Origin of the sequence: Christensenella sp. MSJ-20 (assembly GCF_044357945.1) — a bacterium.
In the GTDB taxonomy this organism is placed as follows: domain Bacteria; phylum Bacillota; class Clostridia; order Christensenellales; family QAND01; genus QAND01.
Genome location: NZ_CP076563.1, coordinates 1,147,745 through 1,166,695 on the forward strand (window position 1 = coordinate 1,147,745; position 18,951 = coordinate 1,166,695).

Consider the following 18,951-nt stretch of genomic DNA (forward strand, 5'->3'; position numbering starts at 1 on the left):
TCGATCCCTCACTTTAAAACATTGATCCATTTTCTGGAGTAAAACCGGCGTCTGCCGATAAAAAATTTGATGATTTCAGCCGGAATGGTAAAGGCAAACACCCAGGGAAGGGGGACCTGGAGCACAAAGGCTCCCAAGGCCACAAAGGGCAACACCAGCAGCCACTGGGCGCCGGAATCCACTACAAAGGCAAACCGGGTATCCCCTCCTGCGCGAAGGATGCCCACGATCATCATAAAATTGTGGGCGTCAAAGGGCAGCTTTACCGCAAGGGCAAGCAGGCTGCACCGGACGATGTACTTTGCCATGGGACTGGCGTTGTACAATCCCAACATGGCTGGGCCAATAAGATTGATCAGAGGGCCCATTACAAAGGCCAGGGCGATGGTCAGCCGGCGCAGCCGCAGGGCGTAGGTATAGGCTACATCGAACCGCTCCACACCCAGCTCCTTTCCCACGATGACCACGCCGCCGTTGGACAGCGCCATAAAGAAGATCAGCGCGATCTTTTCCAACACGTTGAAGATGCCCATGGCCGCCGTCATCTGGGTGCCCAGCTGGGCATACAGGAAGATCAGCATGGTCTGGGCGCCGGCCCAGAGGGCCTCGTTGCCCAGCACCGGCAGGGCGCGGGCAAAAAACCGCTTGGGGTACCCCGGCATCCCCCGGAATACCGGGCTGTGGTCCTCGACCAGGGGACTCTTTTTGGTATACATCAACAGGATCAGCAGGGCGCAGTTGACCACGTTGGCGATAACCGTAGCCACGGCGGCTCCCAGAACTCCCATGACGGGAAAGCCCAGCTTGCCGAAGATCATCAAATAATTGAACACGCAGTTGACGATGACCCCGATGATGGTGGTAAAGGTGGGGATCTTCAGCTCTTCCATACTGCGAAGCATGGCCCCCACTCCCAGAATGATGGGTTGAAGCAGGTAGGTATAGCCCACCGCGCGGAGATAGACCACTCCCGCCGCGATGACGGCCTCGTCCTTGCTGAAGATCCGCAGCAAAAACTCTGGACAGAACTGGCTCAGGATGAAAAAGACCACGCCCATGGCCCCGGCGCACAACAGCACCAGACCCATGGTACGGCGGATGCTGGGCACGTCCCCGCGCCCCCAGTGCTGGGACGCGAAGGCGGTGCCGCCGGCGCAGATGCCCATGATGAGGATCATCACCACAAAGGAGACCTGATTGGCCAAAGCCACCGCCGCAATGACGGTATCCCCCAGCGAGCCCACCATGATGTTGTCCACAAGCTGCAGCACGAAGTTGATGGTTTGCTGCAAAGCCAGCGGCACGCACACCTTCCAGATGCTCCGATAGAAGACGGTATCCTCAAAACCAAAGTACGCTGAAATTTTGGACATCCACTCACATCCTGTTTCTAAAATGTTGGATCAGGGGTTCACCACGTTGATGGGATTCCCCGCTAAATAGGCTCTGATGTTTCCCTCGGCGATCTCCATCAGCCGTTTCCGGCACTCGATGGGCGCCCAGGCGATGTGAGGGGTAATGATGGTGTTGGGGGCGGTCAGCAGGGGGTTATCGGCCTTGGGCGGCTCGGTGGATAGGACATCCACCCCCGCTGCGGCCACCTTTCCGCTATGAAGGGCCTCCGCCAGATCCGCCTCGTTGACCACGCCGCCCCGGCTGGTGTTGATGACGATGGCTCCGTCCTTCATCCTTTCGATATTTTCCCGGCAGACAAGGCCGGTGGTCTCGGGGGTCAAGGGGCAGTGGAAGCTGAGAATATCACAGGTGCTCCAAAACGCCTCCAGGGGCAACACCGGGTAGGGCACCTCCTTGCCCGCAACGTGGGCGTCGGCCACCACCACCTCCATGCCCAGGCCCGCCGCCGCCTTTGCGGTGGCCTGGCCGGTCTGTCCGAAGCCATAGATGCCCATCCGCTTTCCCGCCAGCTCAAACAGGGGGTGCTTCCAGTAGGTAAAGCTGGGGCTCTTCACCCAGTCCCCCCGGTGAACGGAGGCGCTGTGGTCCCCCACATGGAGGGCAATCTCCAGCAGCAGGGCCATGGCCATCTGGGCCACCGCCTGGGTGGAATAAGCGGGGATATTGGTCACCGTCACCCCGGCCGCTTTGGCCGCGGCGGTATCCACCACGTTATATCCGGTGGCCAGAACCCCGATATAGCGGAGGTTGGGCTTTTCCGCCAAAAGGGCGGCGTCAATGGGAATTTTGTTGAGCAGCACCAATTCCGCGTCCCCAATGCGGGAGAGAACCTCCTCCCGAGGGGTACTGGGATAGATGTTGTGGACGGTTAAATCGGTGACGCCGGCAATGGCGTCCCAGCTCAGATCGCCGGGATTGACGCCGTCGGCATCCAAAATCACGCATTTTTTCATGGCTCTTCCCTCTTTTTTCCTGGGATTGACCGGGAAAACGCATCCCGGGCTTGGATTCTATCCGTTGATGTATCCTATCATAGCCGGTTCCCCAAAAAGATGGAAGAGGGAGAAGGATAGAAATTCAAATTTAATTTACGTTGTATTTTTCCCGATATTATAATTGATTTATTATATATAATTGTTAAAATGTAAATAGATGGAAAAATATTTAAATATTTGGTGATTTTTTTGAAAAAAGTATTTTTGCTTATCGGTTTGATTGGTTTGCTTTTCCTCTATTCCGGTTGTTCCGGTCCTCAGGCCAATGACTACGCAGCCCTCTCTTCAAATGATCCTGATCTTCATGTGACTATGAAAAACTTCTATGCTGCAGATTGCCTAGCTCAAACTGGAGGAGAGTTTTTTCAAGCAAAACTTTTACAAGGAGCGAAAATCCCTACATTCAACACAGAAGGCGAACCTACAACGGATTATTTTTATCATATTATTATTGCACCTAGAACAGAAATGCCCCTTTACGAAGTAGGTTTTCGCATGCTACCCGGTAAACTGGCTCAGGATTACTTTTCAAATAAATTGAATGAAGATATTAACAGCGGTTCTAGCAGTGATCTTCGTTGGGACAAAATGATTAACCCTATGTCAACAAAGAGCGAGTTCGTCTGCTTTGACTTTTATATTAGTTGGAATAATCTTGGAAATGCATATTTTGAAAGCTCACAAATCCAATTAAGTTCTTTTGATCAGGCAATGAGCCAGATCACCATTATGATTCAATACAATGATTTCCATTGTGAAACGCTCGAGTTGTCTATCCAGCCCAAAATACATGAGGTTTCTTCGCTGGAAGATCCAATTGCAAAAAAAGACCGTATTGTTTCGTCGTTTTTAAAGGGGAAACCATTCGGGAAAGTAAGAAAGTACTTTTATAAAGATCTTTGTTTAGAATGGAGTGGAGGTGAGTATTAGTTCAAGAGTATTATAATCATTATTCCTATTCAGTTTAGCTTTACTTATGATTTTTTCATTTCCTACATTAGGACTAGCTAGTGAAGCTAATCTAAATACTGATCAAGAAAACATATCTTCCATTGATATTAGCAAAATTGAAACAAACGAACCTGCCATCCCTTTATTGAAAAGCAAAAGTGTTCTTACATCTAACACTATATAACTTCCTGAACGAAAAGCCTGGGTTGCTACAACCACGGCTGAACTTGAAAAAGCCTATGGTCAAAAAATACTAAATGTGGAAGAAACTCAAGATGTAATACGCTTTGTTTATGAAACTAGAGACTACGAACCGAGAGCAGAACTTGTCAATGAGGATGGTATCCCATGCACACCACAGCAATTGCTTATGACGGAATATACCAAACCTGAAAGCAACCTTGCTGCAAAGTTAAGCTCTAGTGCTAGTCCTAGAGCACTAAGCACGAAGATCAATTACTATTACGAATGGTCTGCATACTACAATCTTCAACGCAAGGGTGCACAAAGCTTCAACGCTGCGTATAATGTTGCTATTCTTATTGCTGGGGCGGTGACAAAGCCATTGGCCTCCGTAGTTATAAGTGTTGCAACTTGGTTAGGAGATAGTGTACTCAATTCACAACCAGTAGAAGCTGAAACTAAGGTCAAATACTATTATCAAACTAAAGCTGGTTGTGTTCTTGCAAATGGAGTTTGGACTGCAACTGTACAGGTTGGCTGTAGAAAGGGATTTGGACATTGGTGGGCTTCTTATAGAAATAGCTATAATGATCCGATTGCAGATTGGAGTGCCCCACATAACGCAAACAATTCCACCAATCCCAGTAATCAAGACTCCGTAGAGTATAAAGCGAATTTTAACAACAATACGTGGATACTAAATAAAGCCATTGAGTGTTATAATTCTGGTGTTCCTTATGTGGATATCTATGGTATAGCATCAAAACCTATTCCGTAAAAGCAAAAATAGTATTCTGAGTATGAGGACCATACAAGTATGGCCCTCATATTTTTGAATAGCACAGAATCAGGTTTTACTTGATCCCGTGGCGCTGACTTGCAATAAATGAAAAAGAGGGTAAAATCTATCCAAGGCGAAAGAGCGTCTAATATGGAGGCGCAAGGCTGCGAAACAAACGGGAGGGCAAGAAAAATGGATCAAAAGCGCTTTGCCGCAATGGGGATGCTGGTTCCTTCGGCCGTCACCACCGTCCTTCTGCTTTCCCTGTTTTTTAAAAATCCCAATGCCATGACCAGGCTCACCCTAATCCCCTTTCTCGTCTGCGGGCTCGCGTCCTTGATAAAATCACTCCTGCTTCTCTGCAACAGACCCCGGTACGTGGCGCTCTGCAACAGGGTGTTCGCCGGCGGGTTTCTTTTGTTTTGGTTCGGTTTTCTCATCGTCTGGTGTGTCACCGCTTTCCGGGACAACACCCCTCTGCTTTCCCTGCTCTCCCTGCCGTTTTGGTTCGTTGGGTTCTATTTGGCCAAAAGATATCTTCTGCCTCGAAAAACGGGGGAGGGGACCGCGCGGAAAAAGACCGGGCGGCAGGCTCGGCTTCGGATCAATCCTAAGGTGGCCATCAGCTGCTTTCTGGTGGGGGTCATCCTGATCGCCGGCGTATCGCTATTGTTCTTCGGCATCCGGGATACCTGGCGGCTGAGGACGGCCACCCGGGGGTATGCCGTTACCCAGGGGTATTTCATGGACTACCGGATTTACAGCCAAGATGAGGACGGCACCACCTACCAGCTCATCTACGCCTATCAGGTGGACGGGGTGGAGTACACCGTCCATACGGACTACGGCGCCGGGCAGATTCCCGCCGAGAACAGCCAACGGGAGGTGCGGTATGACCCGTCAAACCCCTCCAAAGCCGTGCTTTCCGGCGCCAACGGTAAGAATATGATGCTCTTCTTTGGGCTTTTCTTTACCCTGGGCGCCCTTGCCTTTATCCTGGCGGCGCTGTCCATAAAGGGCTGTTTTGACCGGTTCCGAATCGATGTGATGGGCGCCTATATCGGGTTCGTCCTTCTGGCGGTAGGCGCTGGGCTTCTCCTTTTCCAGAGCGGTACCGCATCCTCCTTCTGGGAGGGGATCCGGCTCATGGGGCTATGGGTTCTCATCCCCATCCTGTTCCTAGGAATCGGCGTATACCTGCTGATGAGAAGCCTATTCTTCGTGAGGCGAGGCGGGAAAACGCCCCAATAAAAAGAGGAAGGGCCGTGAACATCCACGGCCCTTCCTCTTTTTTTCATGTGGTTACAGGGGGATGATCTCCACCCCGTTGGGCAGAAGAAGCACGCTGCTCTCCCGGCCCATCCACTGATCCGCCAGGGCAAGGGCGGATTGGAGATCGGATGCATGGAGCAGACCGAAGTCCTCGATGAGGGCGGGATCGCATTGGTCGGTGACCAGGATCACCGTGGCCTTTTGCATCACCCGGGCCATGACCTGGGCCTGCCATTGATCGGCCATGGTATCCTCCGGCGCCTTTTCCAAGATGGCGCCCATGACCCGTCTGGGACTGCCATGGGTTTTGAACAGGTCATAAAAGCCCTGGCTGCCGTGCCCGTCCACACAGGAACAACAGGCGATGATCACCCCGTCCTTGCGGACGAATGCCTCGGCCCCCGACATGCACTTAACGCTCTGGTAGATGTTCAGGTCCAGGGGATAGCCGCCGTTGCCCGTGATGACGATATCCGCGGTGCGGGTCTTGGCGCCGGTACTCCGCCGGACGAATTCACAGCCCTTGCGATGGGCGGCGGTGCGGTCCCCCGCCACGGCGTAGGTGATCTGCTTTTGCTCGTTAAGGCACACGTTTAGGATAAAGGCCAAGCCTGCCCGCTCGGCGGCGTACTCCATGTCCCGGTGGATGGGGTTTTCCTCCAACACCCCCACCCGGCTGTGTTCGTCCGCCAGAAACCGGGCGTTGTGGTTATAGAACACCGTGGCCTGGCCCGAGATGCCGGGCAGCACGCTCTTGCGGCCGCCGGAGTATCCCGCGAAGAAATGGGGCTCGATGAAGCCCTCGGAGACCAGTAGGTCGGCCCAGGAGACCAGGGAATTGAGCCACAGCTCGCCCCCCGAGGGAAGGGTGCCGTACCGGGTAAGGCCGGCGTCATCCCGGGAATCGTGGACCAGGATGGTTTCCCGCTCAAAGAGGGCGTCCCCAAACCGCTGGCGCATCTCCGCCTCGGTCATAGCCCGGTGAAAGCCGGTGGCCACGATGATCTTGATCTCCGCCTGGGGATTTCCCGCTCGGATCTCGTCCAGGAGAAGGGGCAGGGTAATGGCGCTGGGCATGGGCCGGGTATGGTCGCTGGTGATCACCAGCACCCGCTGTTTATCCGCCGCCAGTTCCCGGAGCCGGGGGCTTTCGATGGGCTCCCGAAGGGCTTCCGCCACGATCTGCCGCTGCTGTTCCTCCGTCCGTTGCTCCTGATGCCGGGCTTTCACCGCTCCCAGCACCCGTCCGGCGTCCAGATCCGCCTCCATAACGCCTTTATAGTATGGAATGGAAATCCGCATGAACTCTGCTCCTCCTTTTTCCTGCGGGCCCCGCTGGGCCCATCCATGATCCTATGGTACCATATTCCCTGCCAAATGGAAGCATGGCTTTTCCCATTTGTCCCCGAAAGGGTTCCGTGATATGATAACAATATCGTTTATTCCTAGGGAATTTGGAGGTATGCCAGTATGGACAAAGTACGCTTGGGCCGCACCGGCCTTATGGTAACCCGCACTTCCTTCGGCGCCCTGCCCATCCAGCGGGACGATATGGACACCGCCGTCTCCATCCTGAGAAAGGCCTATGACGCCGGCATCAATTACTTTGACACCGCCCGGGCCTACACCGACAGCGAGGAGAAGATTGGCCGGGCTCTGGGCCATGTGCGCCAGAACCTTGTGATCTCCACCAAGACCAACAAGACCGACAAAGCCGGGGTGCTGGCCGATCTAGAGGAAAGCCTCCGCATGCTGAAGACCGATTACATCGACGTATATCAGCTCCACAACATCGCCTTTCTGCCCGACCCCGCCGATCCGGACTCCGTTTACGGCGCCCTTCTGGAGGCCAAAAAAGCCGGGAAGATCCGGCATATTGGCATCACCAACCACCGCATCGATCTGGCTATGGAAGCGGTAAAAAGCGGAGCCTATGAAACCATGCAGTTCCCCTTCTGCTATCTCTCCGGCCAGCGGGAGATCGACCTTGTTAACCTCTGCCGGGAAACCGACACCGGGTTCATCGCCATGAAAGCGCTCTCGGGCGGGCTCTGCGGCAACGTGCCGGCCACCTTCTGCTTCCTGCGGCAGTATGAGAACGTGGTGCCCATCTACGGCATCCAGCATGAGTGGGAGCTGGACGAGTTCTTGGCCCTGGACGCCAATCCTCCCGTCCTAGACGCCGAGATGGAGCAAGCCATCGCCGACGACCGGAAAACCTTCGCCGGGGAATTCTGCCGCTCCTGCGCCTATTGCATGCCCTGCCCCCAGGGGATCAACATCCCCACGGCGGCCCGCATCTACTGGCTGTGTACCCGGTCCCCCTATCAGAATTATATGACGCCGGAATTCTACGAGGAGATGCAGCGGGTCAAGGACTGCATCCACTGCGGCGCCTGCGCCAAGAAATGCCCCTTCGGGCTGGATACTCCCGCCCTTTTGGCAAAGCAGTATGAGATGTACATGGAGTTTTACGAAGCCCATAAATAACGGCATAAACGGAAAAGCCGCGGGAATTCTCCCGCGGCTTTTTTATGCTTCCGTCGCCTGAAGCGGTTGAACCGACAGACTGGCGAAGGTCACGGCAGACAGCCGGTCCCTTAGGGCAGCGCCCGCCTCCATGAGCTGTTCCTGGATGGGGCAAAGGTCCCAATCCGCCTCCAGGCCGCAAAAATCCTCATCCCGGATGCACCGGCACAGGGCCACCGGCCCCTCAATGGCCTCGATGGCCTCCAGCAGCGTCAGTTCCTCGGGGCTCCGGCACAGGCTGAAGCCGCCATAAATCCCGCGGCTGGACTGCACGATGCCCTTCATGGACAACTTTCTCAGAATCTTCAGGTTGAACCGTTCCGGAACGGACATCCGTTCCGCGATCCGTCCGGCGCTCACCTTCGCCCCGGGGCCTTGGGCCACCAGGTACAGGATAATACGCAGGGCGTAATCCGTTTCCCTTCCGATATGCATCTTATCCCCTCCAATGAAATGCACTTCGTTTTTTTATATGAAAGCCGAACCCGGCTTTGTTTTTAAAGGGAGAGCGCTCGATCCGGCTCCCAAGGATAGAAATGATAGCGGAACCCCAAGGATTTGGCAAGCTCCCTGGCCTCGGCAAAATTGGCGGCCAGCCGGTTATCCCCGTGGGCGTCGCTGGCAAAGCAGATGCGTTCGCCGCCCAACCGCCGGTAGGTCCGGAGCATCTCGGCTCCCGGCATAAACTCCTCCCCCGGCCCTGTATAGCTGCTGGTGTTGATCTCCACCAGCTTTTCGCTTTCAGCCAAAGCCTTGGCAACCTCCCCCATCCGCTCCCGGATGACGGCCCCGTTTTGGGTGAGAAGGGGGCTATCCAGGGGCAGGCCCCGTTTGTAGATGTCCACATGGCCCACCACCGTGTACTGGGGATAGGTGAGGACGTCCAGGATGTCGTCATAATAGCTGTGGATGACCTGGCCCATAAGGGCGGGGTCTGAGATGGCGTTTACCGCCCCCTTTTTGGATACTCCTACGCTGCCCTGAGGCGTTCCCACCCGATGGACAGATCCGATGAGGTAATCATAGGGCTGGCGGCGGAGCTCCCTTAGGGCATGCGCCATGACATCCTTGTCCTCGTCGTGGGTGACCTCCAGGCCCAGATAAACCCGGTAGCCCCGGCCCTGGGCTCCTCGTACCTCGGCGGCGTACCGGTCGCAATCGAAGAGCTTTTCGGGCGAAGAAAGCTGCTCCGGCCCGGGATGGACCTCCATAAAGGGGTGGTAGTGGTCGGCAAAGCCGATGGCTTCCGCTTCCCCCCGGTCGATGCGGCGAAGATACGCTTCCATGGGACACTGGCAGTCCCAGCCGGAATGATGGGTATGGACGTGCATGTCAATGATCCGGTGCAAGGTATGGTCAGATCCTTTCCGTGTGATTACAGGGCCACGGCATACTCCGGGGCCCAGGGATAGAACAGGTGGGAAAAGCCAAGGGACCGGGCAAAGGCCCTGGCGTCATCAAAGCTCCGGGCCAGGTCCTTCGCGTCGTGTGCGTCGCTCCCCAGGCAGATGCGCTCCCCGCCCAGCCGCCGGTACAAAGCCAAAAACTCCCGACCGGGCATATACGCCTTCTGGGGCCGGGAAAGCCCGGAGGTGTTGATCTCCAAAATGGTTCCGCTCTGAGCAGCGGCCCGGGCGGTCTCCTCCATGCCGGTTTGAATCAGATCCCGATGGGTCCGCAGCATGGGATGATCCGGGGGCAAGTTGCGTTTATAAACATCTACATGGCCCAGCACCGTAAAGCCAGGATCCCGGAGGATGGCCTGGCAGTCCCGGTAGTAGGCCGCAAGGATGCCGGGAACCTCCTCGGGCCGCTCCACCTCCTCATAAAAAGTGGAGCGGCTCACCGACACCCGGCCGATGAGATGGACTGAGCCGATGGCATAGGCGTACCGCCACCGGCGAAGCTGCTCCCTGCACCGTTCCATCACCTGAGGCCGGGGATCGTATGTGACCTCGATGCCTCCATGGATCAAAAAGCCGCGATTCTGGGCGGCAGCGATCTCCCGGCGATAGGCGGCGTGGTCAAAGGGGGGCTCGCTTGCTCCCTCCGGCCAGAGGTCCAGATGGGGGTGGTAATGCTCCGCGAAGCCGATTTCACGGGCGTCCCCCCGGGCGATCCTCTGAAGATACCTTTCCATGGGGCAGGTGCAGTCCCCCACGGAATGGGCGGTATGGACGTGCATATCCGCAATGGCTTCCATGGCGGGGCTCCTTTCCGGATCAGCCGATCTCCGTCAGAGCCGCCAGCACCCGCTCCATCTCCTCCTGGGTGCCGATGGAGATGCGCAGCCACTCCGCCGTCCGGGGAGCGGTGAAGTGGCGTACGTGGATGTTCCGCTGGGCAAGGGCCTCAAACACCTGCTGGGCATCCCCCCGGGGCGGGCGGGTAAACACGAAATTGGCGGCGCTGGGCAGGGTCTGGTAGCCCAGTCCGGAAAGGCCCTCTGTGAACCATTCCCGGGTGGCCATGACTTTTTTTGCGTTTGCCACCGCATAGGGGGTGTCCTCTACGGCGGCGGTAGCCCCTGCCAGAGCGATGGCGTCCAGGTTATAGCTGTTAAAGCTGTCCCGCATGTTGATCAGTGCCTGAATCAGATGGGGCTGGCCCAGGGCAAAGGCCGCCCGAAGCCCCGCTAGGGAATAGCCCTTTGATAGGGTCCGCACCACCAGAAGGTTGGGATACGTTTCGATGAGTCCGGCGGCGGTATGGCCCCAGAACATCTGATAGGCCTCGTCGATGAGCACCACGCAGTCGGGATTGTTCCGCAGCACCTCTTCGATCTCCCTGAGGCTGGCGGCGATGCCGGTGGGGGCATTGGGATTGGCGATAAGCACCCCGCCGTATTGGCCATGGAAAGCGGAAAGGGGCGCGGTATAATCCGAATGCAACGGGATGGCGTCGTACTCCACCTGGTAGAACTTGCAATATACCTTATAGAAGGCATAGGTGATGTCAAAGAAGGCGATGGGCTTTTCCTGTTTGAAAAAGGCAGGAAAGCACAGGGACAGGACCTCGTCGGAGCCGTTGCCCACGAAGACGTTTTCCGTAGAAAGCCCTTCCATTTTAGCGATGGCGGACCGAAGGGAGAGGCAATCGAAGCTGGGATACAGCTTGAGGTTCTCCCCGATGGCGGACCGCATGGCCTCCACGGCCCGAGGAGAGGGGGGGTAGGGGTTTTCGTTGGTATTGAGCTTCACCAGTCCCTCGTTGTTTTGGGGCTGGTAGCCCGGCACATAGGGTTCCAAGTCCCACAGATAGGAGGACAGAAACTTCTTGGTTTCCATAGGCGTTTTCCTCGCGCTTCCTTCCGGGAGCTCCGCAATCCATACCGGGTTTCTCCCGCTTTTGCCTCTATTCTACCATGAAAATCTCAGGAGATTAACGGCGATTTTCCCTTCCGGCAAAAATCCCGTGGGAATTGGCGTTTTTCCTGCAAGTTAGCCCCTTTCCTCCCTTGACATGGCTCGGCTGGTATTCCTATAATAAACGGGATACGGGGTTTCCGTTTTTGAAAGAAACCATTCAGAACCACTAAGGAGGTTTTTGCACAATGGCACATACCATGACCATCGATGGCAATACCGCTGCCGGCTATATCGCATATGCCCTAAGCGACGTAGCTGCCATCTACCCCATCACCCCTTCCTCCCCCATGGCGGAAGTCTGTGATGAGTGGGCCGCCCAGGGCAAACCCAACATCTTTGGCCAGCCCATGCACATCGCCGAGATGCAGTCCGAGGCCGGCGCCGCCGGCGCGGTTCACGGCTCTCTGGTAGCAGGCGCCCTCACCACCACCTTTACCGCCTCTCAGGGCCTCTTGCTGATGATCCCCAACATGTATAAGATCAGCGGCGAGCTGCTGCCCTGCGTATTCCACGTGAGCGCCCGCGCTCTGGCCTCCCACGCCCTGTCCATCTTCGGTGACCATGGCGACGTGATGGCCGCCCGCCAGACCGGCTTTGCCATGCTGGCTTCCGCCTCCGTCCAGGAGGTTATGGACCTGGCCCTGGTTTCCCACCTGGCCACCCTGGAGTCCCGGGTGCCCTTCGTCCACTTCTTCGACGGCTTCCGCACCTCCCACGAGGTTCAGAAGATCGAGGCCATCGATTATGAGGACATCAAGAATCTGGTGAACATGGACGCCGTCAAGGCCTTCCGGGCCCGGGCCATGAACCCTGAGCATCCCCATGAGCGGGGCACCGCCCAGAACCCCGACGTGTTCTTCCAGAACCGGGAAGCTGCCAACAAGTACTACGACGCCACCCCCGCCATCGTCCAGGAGATGATGGACAAGGTTGGCAAGCTCACCGGCCGCCACTATAAGCTCTTCGACTATGTGGGCGCTCCAGACGCTGAATCCGTCATCGTGGTGATGGGCAGCGGCTGCGACACCGTGGAAGAGACCGTCAATTACCTGGTCAAGGAAGGCCGGAAGGTAGGCTGCTTGAAGGTTCGGCTGTACCGTCCCTTCTCCGCAGAAGCGTTCCTTTCCGTCCTGCCCAAGACCGTGAAGCGCATCGCCGTTCTGGACCGGACCAAGGAGCCCGGCAGCATTGGCGAGCCCCTTTTGCAGGATGTCCAGACCGTCATGAATGCCCATGGCATGAGCGATGTGAAGGTCATCGGCGGCCGCTACGGCCTGGGCAGCAAGGAGTTCAACCCCTCCATGGTGCTGGCCGTTTACGACAACCTGGATGCTGAGCATTCCATCAGCGGCTTTACCGTAGGCATCAACGACGATGTAACCCATCTGTCCCTGCCTGTGGAGAAGCACATCGATACCGCTCCCTCCGGCACCTTCCGCGGCATGTTCTACGGCCTGGGTTCCGATGGCACCGTGGGCGCCAACAAGAACTCCATCAAGATCATCGGCGACCACACCGATATGTACGCCCAGGGCTACTTCGTCTACGACAGCAAGAAGTCCGGCGGTATCACCATCAGCCATCTGCGGTTCGGCAAGAGCCCCATCAAGTCCCCCTACCTCATCGATGTAGCCGACTTCGTGGCCTGCCACAACCCCAGCTACCTCAACAAGTACGATATGGTGAGCAACCTGAAAGAGGGCGGTATCTTCCTTCTGAACAGCCCCTACAACACCCTGCCGGAGTTGGAGCAGGCGCTGCCCGCCTCTATCAAGAACATCATCGCCAAGAAGAAGGTTCGGGTGTACAACATCGACGCCATCCAGATCGCCCAGTCCATCGGTATGGGCGGCCGGATCAACACCGTCATGCAGTCCGCCTTCTTTAAGATTGCCGGCGTAATCCCCGAGGCTGACGCCATCGATTACATGAAGCAGGCCGCTCTGAAGTCCTACGGCAGAAAGGGCGAGAAGATCGTCAACATGAACTACGCCGCCATCGACGCCGGCGCTGAGGGCCTCACCGAGATCAAGTATCCCGACAGCTGGGCTACCACCACCGAGGGCGCCAGCGTGGCCCCCGCCACCGGCGACGAGTACTTCGACACCGTGGTTCATCCCATCCTCATCCAGGAGGGCGACAAGCTGCCGGTTTCCGCCTTTACCCCCGACGGCGTGGTGCCCACTGGTACCACCCAGTATGAGAAGCGGGGCGTTGCCGTAAACCTGCCCAACTGGATCCTGCCCAACTGCATCCAGTGTAACCAGTGCTCCATCGTGTGTCCCCATGCCTGCATCCGCCCCGTGCTGGTGAAGGAAGAGGATCTGAAGGATGCTCCCGCCGGCTTTGAGACCAAGCCCGCCATGGGCAAGGAGTTTGCCGGGTACCAGTTCCGGATGCAGCTTTCCAGCTTGGATTGCACCGGCTGCGGCAACTGCGCCGATGTGTGCCCCGCCAAGGAGAAAGCCCTTGTGATGGTTCCCGCTCGGGAGATCATGGACGCCGAGGCCGAGAAATACGCTTTCTCCGCCAAGCTGCCCAAGCCCGATGTGGATTACAACAAGCTGACCGTGAAGAACAGCCAGTTTGAGCAGCCCCTGTTTGAGTTCTCCGGCGCCTGCGCCGGCTGCGGCGAGACTCCTTACGTCAAGCTGGTGACCCAGCTCTTCGGCGACCGGATGATCGTAGCCAACGCCACCGGCTGTTCCTCCATCTATGGCGGCAGCAGCCCCACCTGCCCCTACACCAAGAACGAGAAGGGCCATGGCCCTGCCTGGGGTAACTCCCTGTTTGAGGATAACGCAGAATACGGCTACGGCATGCGCATCGCTGCCAGCGCTCGGGAGAACTACGTTGCCGCTCTGATGAAGGAGTGCATGGATAACGGCTGCGACGCCGCTGTGGCCCAGGCCATGAATAACTGGCTGGAGAACCGCGGCGACGCTGAAATGAGCCGCAAGGCTTCCGACGCCTTGAAGGAGATCCTTCCCGGCGCCATCCAGGCCGACGCCAAGAACGCTGAGAACCTCCAGATCATCCTGGACAATGCCGATCAGCTGGTGAAGAAGTCCATCTGGTGCTTCGGCGGCGACGGCTGGGCCTATGACATCGGCTACGGCGGACTGGACCACGTGCTGGCCATGGGCGAGGATGTGAACATCCTGGTCATGGACACCGAGGTATATTCCAACACCGGCGGCCAGGCCAGCAAGGCCACCCCCACCGGCCCCATCGCTAAGTTCGCCGCTGGCGGCAAGCGTACCAAGAAGAAGGATCTGGGCGCTATCGCCATGACCTATGGCTACATCTACGTGGCCTCCATCTGCATTGGCGCCAATCCCGCCCAGGCCATCCGGGCGCTGGCTGAGGCTGAGGCCTATCCCGGCCCCTCCCTGGTCATCGCCTACGCCCCCTGCATTAACCACGGCATCAACATGAGCAAGTCCATTGCCGAGGCTAAGCGGGCGGTTGAGGTTGGCTACTGGCCCCTGTACCGGTTCAATCCTGCGCTCACCGACGAGGGCAAGAACCCCTTCACCCTGGACAGCCGCGCACCCCAGGAGGGGTACCGCGACTTCATCATGGGCGAGGTGCGGTACCGTTCCCTGTACGCCGCACATCCTGAGCTGGCTGAGGAGCTGTTCACCCGCTCCGAGAAGGAGGCCAAGGATAAGATCGCTGGCTACGAGGCTCGGGCCAAGCAGGACTAACCTAGACTGAAGACCCATAAGACGTTAAACACCCGGCAGGGATTCCCTGCCGGGTGTTTTTTTCATTTCACCGACTGAAATCGGGTTGGCGAATCCCCGCTTTTTCCCCAGACTGGACAGGGGAAAGAAAGAGGTTTCCGCTTGTCATTTTCCCCCTCTCTTTTACCAAACAATATGCTCAATAGATATAGCATGATCCATTTATTGAGCATGCTAGGTTTAGGAAGAGGAGGTGAAAACATGATTTCCTATGAACCGTTCTTTCAAACCCTATTGGACAAGGGCGTCACGGAATACCAGCTTATCTACAAACATGGCTTTTCCAGCCATACCCTGCATCGCATGCGGCACGGCATGAACATGAACGTCAAAACCCTGGACACCATCTGCTTCATTCTGGACTGCCAGGTCTCCGACGTCATTCGGTATGTAAAGGACCGCTGAGCGGCATTTTTTATTTTTGGAGAAATTCCCGATCGGATATTTCATTTTTCTTCCATCCAATTGGCAGGGCATGAAAGCAGAAAACGCCGGAGGCAGTTTCGCTTCCGGCGTTTTTCCAATTAGAATCGGATGGCGCTATTTCTCCGAGGCAACAGGCTCCTCCTGGTCCTCCTGGGAAGCGGGTTCGTCCTCCCCGGCCGTGGCCTTGCTCTTGATCAGCTCATGATCCAGCCATTTGCCCTTGATAAACCTGGGCAGGAAGAATACAATCCGGAAAACCCAGTCGGCGTACATGCCGATCCAGATGCCGTTGATGCCGATCTTCATCACCTGGGTGAAGTAGTAGGCGATGCCGATCCGCATGAAGATCATGGCGCCCACGCACACCGCCGAGGTATACACGGCGTCTCCCGAGCTCCTTAGGATGGAGGGCAGCGCAAAACCCATAGGCCACAGGATGGGCACCAGGAGGCAGATCATGCCGAACACATGGATGATCTCGTTCTGGACCTCTGGGGCGTCGGTAAACAGGGTGGTGAGGGGCGGCAGGAAGATGTACATCAAAAGGCTGGTAATGGCCAGCGCCACCGTGGCCAGGCCCAGGAACTGCACGCCCTTGCGCTTGGCCTCCTTCTTATCCCCCCGACCGCAGTATTTGCCCACGATGGGCGGCGCGGCGTTGCTTACCGTGAGCCCCGGGACGATCTGCAGGCTGTGGATGTTGTTGACGATTCCGTTGGCAGCGATGGCGTTGGTGCCGAAGGCCACCGAGAAGGTCTGGGTGATGAGCTTTCCGCCCTGGAACAGCAGGTTTTCCAGGAACAGGGGGAATCCCACGGTGAATACCGGCCGCATGATCTCCCCTTGGAGCCGGAGGGACAGGCGGTTCACCCGCATGTTCTCGTTGCCGCGCATCAAAAGCCAGATGCTGGCGGCCGCCGCAAGAATCCGGCTGGCCAGCAGGGAAATGCTAACCCCCGTCAGTCCGGTGTCCAGCACATAGACCGCCACCGCAGCCATCACCGCGTAGCCGCCGTTGTGGATCAGGGTAGCCCACAGGGAGGTACGGGGGAATCCGCTGCCGCGAATGGCCGCGGACGCCACGGTATAGATGGCGATAAAGGGCAGGGACAGGACGTTATAGACGAGATAGGTCCGGCTATAGGCGTAAACCAGAGGCTCGGAGTCCGCCAGGATCAGCCCCAAGAGGGGCTCCATGAACACGAAGCAGCCCAGGGCTACCACCACGCTTAAATAGATGGACAGCATGATGGACTGGCTGGCTGCCCGGCCGGTGGACTGGGTGTCCCCCCGGCCCAAGTACTGGGCCACCACCACCGTAACGCCCACGCCGATTGCCGTATAGGTTTGCTGGAACAGCATGGTAAGGGAGTTGAGCAGGTTGACGGACGCAACGGCCGCCATGCCCGATCCCTTTACCATAGCCGAGACCAGCATAGCCATCAGGGCGATGGTGAGCTGTTCCACGAACACCGGGATGCACATGGCCTTGATTTCCCGCACGTCCTCCTTGGACATTTTTATGAGTTTCAAAATTTCCCCTCCACTCCACGCACAAGCCGTGGATATTAAGATCATATGAAACGAACGTTTCTATATTAATCCCATTGGCGTTGAAAATGCAAGAGGGTTTGGAAAAGTCTGGTTTTCTTTATGGGGTTTGAATGTAGAAGAGGTGGATATCCTGGTAGGCTCCGGTTTTATCCCAAAACCCGCCGGGAATGACGCCTAGGTGGGTAAAACCCAGTTTTTCATACAGATGAAGGGCCGCTTTGTTGCTATCCACCACGGCGTTAAACTGCAAAATGGAAAATCCCATTCCCCGGCAGGAAGCCAGGCAATGGCGCACCAGGGCTTCCTCCACCCCATGGCCCCTGCTGTCCCGGGAGACGGCATAGGAGGCGTTGCCAATATGCCCGCACCGCCCCAGGTTATTGGGGTGCAGGATATACAGGCCAAGAATGGCTCCATCCGGCCCTTGGGCCACCGCCGACAAGGACTGGCCGGCAAAGAAGCCGGCGGCCTCCTGGGGGCTGAGAGGGTCGGTCTGGGGAAAAGCCATGCCGTCCTCCACCACGGCGTTCCAGATCTAGGTCATGGCGGGGAGGTCTTTTTCGGTATAGGGTCTGACGGTTACGGACATGGGACACGCCTCCCGGCAATTTTTTCTTATGATAGCACCGGCGAGGGCGAAAATACAAGCCGTAGGTATGGGGCGCCTCAGGCGGAGGCCTCCCAGCCATAGGGGAGGTTTCCCCCGCGATCCCCTGCGGGAGACAACGGAGGGTTGCTGGGAGGCCAGGCCCGGCGGCCGTTTGGCCGGTTTGGAGCGGCACAAACAACAGGGAGGACAAAAACGGGGCCCTGTTGCAGCTCCAGGACCCCAGGGATGGGCAGTGGTTATTCGGTATGGCGGCGGCGCCGCTCTCGCCGCGGCCGGTGCACGGGTTTGGACCAGGTGCGGGGCGCGCAATCGGCGCTGTCCTTCCATCCCGCGATATAGGCCTGGCGGAGCATGGTAAACAGGGTGGTTTCGGCGTACTCAAAGTACTTGCTCTCGGTGTACTGGTAGAACATAACCTCCCGGAGGTTTTTGATGGGCGGGGGGGATTCCATTGGTGACACGGCGGCACCTCCTAGATGGACTAACCTCTGGCAATACTTTTTTACAACTTTGTTTAAGTATAATTTATAAATTTTTAATTTGCAATCTATGTTTATTAAATTGTGTATTAAACCCAGCAATTTAGTTAATCTTATTTTGGGGTGAGAAAATGTCTAGATCGATGAAAATAAGCAATAAAAATAGATCTAGATATATTGAACTTGGCCTCAATGTTGCATATTACCGAAAACTAACAGGAATTACGCAGGAAGCATTAGCAGAAAGATGTGGCTTAAGCAGAACATATATTAGCAATATTGAAGCTTCCAATATGATTACAACGGTTTCCCTGGAAGCTCTATTCAATATTGCAGATGCCTTAGAAATAGAGCCATACAAGTTGTTAGAGTTTAGAACGTAGAGCTGCTAGTCGCAGCTCTTTTTTTACTTTTCTTGCAGAGTGGGGCCAGGGGGACTTTCGCAATGCCCCCCTTAGGCCCCCTCTGCACTCCCCCATAACCCCCCAACGACACGGGGGAAGTTTCCCCCATGACCCCCTCGCGGGGAGACAGGTACGGCTATAAGGAGAAGATTGGCATTTGTAGGATGGTTGGTTAAGGGCACACCAGCAACCGCGAAGCGGTTGCAACAGGGGTGCAGGCTCAGCCTGCCCCAT

At 56.5% G+C, this 18,951-nt stretch carries 17 protein-coding genes; 7 read left to right on the forward strand and 10 right to left on the reverse strand.

Annotation, left to right across the window (positions count from 1 at the left end; translation table 11 throughout):
• Nucleotides 1-8 precede the first annotated feature (8 nt).
• Together KP626_RS05870 and KP626_RS05875 are read right to left on the reverse strand one after the other, a co-directional pair.
• On the reverse strand, nt 9-1,373 hold the full coding sequence (locus tag KP626_RS05870) for an MATE family efflux transporter (RefSeq protein ID WP_395975719.1): 1,365 nt from the start codon (nt 1,371-1,373) through the stop codon (nt 9-11).
• 30 nt (nt 1,374-1,403) lie between these two features.
• The gene (locus tag KP626_RS05875) at nt 1,404-2,369 is read right to left on the reverse strand and encodes a D-2-hydroxyacid dehydrogenase (RefSeq protein WP_395975721.1); all 966 of its coding nucleotides are present in this window, start codon (nt 2,367-2,369) and stop codon (nt 1,404-1,406) included.
• A 231-nt stretch (nt 2,370-2,600) separates the two neighbouring features.
• On the opposite strand from KP626_RS05875, the gene KP626_RS05880 reads away from it, so the two are divergent.
• The 3 genes from KP626_RS05880 (at nt 2,601) to KP626_RS05890 (ending at nt 5,577) form a co-directional block, all read left to right on the forward strand.
• Nucleotides 2,601-3,341: a hypothetical protein gene (locus KP626_RS05880; RefSeq protein ID WP_395975723.1), complete on the forward strand. Its 741-nt coding sequence runs from the start codon at nt 2,601-2,603 to the stop codon at nt 3,339-3,341.
• Between the two features lie 391 nt (nt 3,342-3,732).
• Nucleotides 3,733-4,323 (forward strand): hypothetical protein, encoded by a 591-nt coding sequence (locus tag KP626_RS05885; RefSeq protein WP_395975725.1) that lies wholly within the window; start codon nt 3,733-3,735, stop codon nt 4,321-4,323.
• 195 nt (nt 4,324-4,518) lie between these two features.
• On the forward strand, nt 4,519-5,577 hold the full coding sequence (locus tag KP626_RS05890; protein WP_395975727.1) for a DUF3592 domain-containing protein: 1,059 nt from the start codon (nt 4,519-4,521) through the stop codon (nt 5,575-5,577).
• Between the two features lie 51 nt (nt 5,578-5,628).
• On the opposite strand, the gene larA is transcribed toward KP626_RS05890, so the two are convergent.
• The gene (gene larA / locus KP626_RS05895) at nt 5,629-6,900 is read right to left on the reverse strand and encodes a nickel-dependent lactate racemase (RefSeq protein ID WP_395975729.1); all 1,272 of its coding nucleotides are present in this window, start codon (nt 6,898-6,900) and stop codon (nt 5,629-5,631) included.
• Nucleotides 6,901-7,068: 168 nt separating this feature from the next.
• Here larA and KP626_RS05900 point away from each other — a divergent pair, with 168 nt between their 5' ends.
• On the forward strand, nt 7,069-8,088 hold the full coding sequence (locus KP626_RS05900) for an aldo/keto reductase (protein ID WP_395975731.1): 1,020 nt from the start codon (nt 7,069-7,071) through the stop codon (nt 8,086-8,088).
• A gap of 42 nt (nt 8,089-8,130) precedes the next feature.
• On the opposite strand, the gene KP626_RS05905 is transcribed toward KP626_RS05900, so the two are convergent.
• The 4 genes from KP626_RS05905 to hisC all read right to left on the reverse strand — a co-directional run bounded on the left by KP626_RS05905 (nt 8,131) and on the right by hisC (nt 11,414).
• Complete coding sequence (locus KP626_RS05905; protein WP_395975733.1) at nt 8,131-8,562, reverse strand: RrF2 family transcriptional regulator; 432 nt, start codon at nt 8,560-8,562, stop codon at nt 8,131-8,133.
• A 62-nt stretch (nt 8,563-8,624) separates the two neighbouring features.
• Nucleotides 8,625-9,476 carry a PHP domain-containing protein gene (locus KP626_RS05910; protein WP_395975735.1) on the reverse strand — a complete coding sequence of 284 codons (852 nt, stop codon included), beginning with the start codon at nt 9,474-9,476 and terminating at the stop codon, nt 8,625-8,627.
• Nucleotides 9,477-9,502: 26 nt separating this feature from the next.
• Nucleotides 9,503-10,330 (reverse strand): histidinol-phosphatase HisJ family protein, encoded by an 828-nt coding sequence (locus KP626_RS05915; RefSeq protein WP_395975736.1) that lies wholly within the window; start codon nt 10,328-10,330, stop codon nt 9,503-9,505.
• 19 nt (nt 10,331-10,349) lie between these two features.
• Entirely contained in the window at nt 10,350-11,414 is a 1,065-nt protein-coding gene (gene hisC / locus KP626_RS05920; protein WP_395975737.1) for a histidinol-phosphate transaminase, read from the reverse strand.
• Between the two features lie 266 nt (nt 11,415-11,680).
• Between hisC and nifJ the strand changes: the two genes are divergently transcribed.
• A complete protein-coding gene (gene nifJ, locus KP626_RS05925) occupies nt 11,681-15,205 on the forward strand; it encodes a pyruvate:ferredoxin (flavodoxin) oxidoreductase (protein ID WP_395975739.1) in 3,525 nt (1,174 codons plus the stop codon).
• A gap of 240 nt (nt 15,206-15,445) precedes the next feature.
• Complete coding sequence (locus KP626_RS05930; protein ID WP_395975741.1) at nt 15,446-15,649, forward strand: helix-turn-helix domain-containing protein; 204 nt, start codon at nt 15,446-15,448, stop codon at nt 15,647-15,649.
• Nucleotides 15,650-15,784: 135 nt separating this feature from the next.
• On the opposite strand, the gene KP626_RS05935 is transcribed toward KP626_RS05930, so the two are convergent.
• The 3 genes from KP626_RS05935 to KP626_RS05945 form a co-directional block, all read right to left on the reverse strand.
• Complete coding sequence (locus KP626_RS05935; RefSeq protein WP_395975743.1) at nt 15,785-17,203, reverse strand: MATE family efflux transporter; 1,419 nt, start codon at nt 17,201-17,203, stop codon at nt 15,785-15,787.
• A 118-nt stretch (nt 17,204-17,321) separates the two neighbouring features.
• Nucleotides 17,322-17,759 (reverse strand): GNAT family N-acetyltransferase, encoded by a 438-nt coding sequence (locus KP626_RS05940; protein ID WP_395978971.1) that lies wholly within the window; start codon nt 17,757-17,759, stop codon nt 17,322-17,324.
• A gap of 311 nt (nt 17,760-18,070) precedes the next feature.
• The gene (locus KP626_RS05945) at nt 18,071-18,295 is read right to left on the reverse strand and encodes a hypothetical protein (protein ID WP_395975745.1); all 225 of its coding nucleotides are present in this window, start codon (nt 18,293-18,295) and stop codon (nt 18,071-18,073) included.
• 149 nt (nt 18,296-18,444) lie between these two features.
• Here KP626_RS05945 and KP626_RS05950 point away from each other — a divergent pair, with 149 nt between their 5' ends.
• Nucleotides 18,445-18,696 (forward strand): helix-turn-helix domain-containing protein, encoded by a 252-nt coding sequence (locus KP626_RS05950; protein WP_395975747.1) that lies wholly within the window; start codon nt 18,445-18,447, stop codon nt 18,694-18,696.
• Nucleotides 18,697-18,951: the final 255 nt, after the last annotated feature.

Bases quoted from the DNA above. Each gene is read 5' to 3' on its own strand.
- KP626_RS05905 (WP_395975733.1), bottom strand. From the start codon at position 8,562: ATGCATATCGGAAGGGAAACGGATTACGCCCTGCGTATTATCCTGTAC.
- larA (WP_395975729.1), bottom strand. From the start codon at position 6,900: ATGCGGATTTCCATTCCATACTATAAAGGCGTTATGGAGGCGGATCTG.
- KP626_RS05950 (WP_395975747.1), top strand. From the start codon at position 18,445: ATGTCTAGATCGATGAAAATAAGCAATAAAAATAGATCTAGATATATT.
- hisC (WP_395975737.1), bottom strand. From the start codon at position 11,414: ATGGAAACCAAGAAGTTTCTGTCCTCCTATCTGTGGGACTTGGAACCC.
- KP626_RS05885 (WP_395975725.1), top strand. From the start codon at position 3,733: ATGACGGAATATACCAAACCTGAAAGCAACCTTGCTGCAAAGTTAAGC.
- KP626_RS05900 (WP_395975731.1), top strand. From the start codon at position 7,069: ATGGACAAAGTACGCTTGGGCCGCACCGGCCTTATGGTAACCCGCACT.
- nifJ (WP_395975739.1), top strand. From the start codon at position 11,681: ATGGCACATACCATGACCATCGATGGCAATACCGCTGCCGGCTATATC.
- KP626_RS05915 (WP_395975736.1), bottom strand. From the start codon at position 10,330: ATGGAAGCCATTGCGGATATGCACGTCCATACCGCCCATTCCGTGGGG.
- KP626_RS05890 (WP_395975727.1), top strand. From the start codon at position 4,519: ATGGATCAAAAGCGCTTTGCCGCAATGGGGATGCTGGTTCCTTCGGCC.
- KP626_RS05930 (WP_395975741.1), top strand. From the start codon at position 15,446: ATGATTTCCTATGAACCGTTCTTTCAAACCCTATTGGACAAGGGCGTC.
- KP626_RS05875 (WP_395975721.1), bottom strand. From the start codon at position 2,369: ATGAAAAAATGCGTGATTTTGGATGCCGACGGCGTCAATCCCGGCGAT.
- KP626_RS05870 (WP_395975719.1), bottom strand. From the start codon at position 1,373: ATGTCCAAAATTTCAGCGTACTTTGGTTTTGAGGATACCGTCTTCTAT.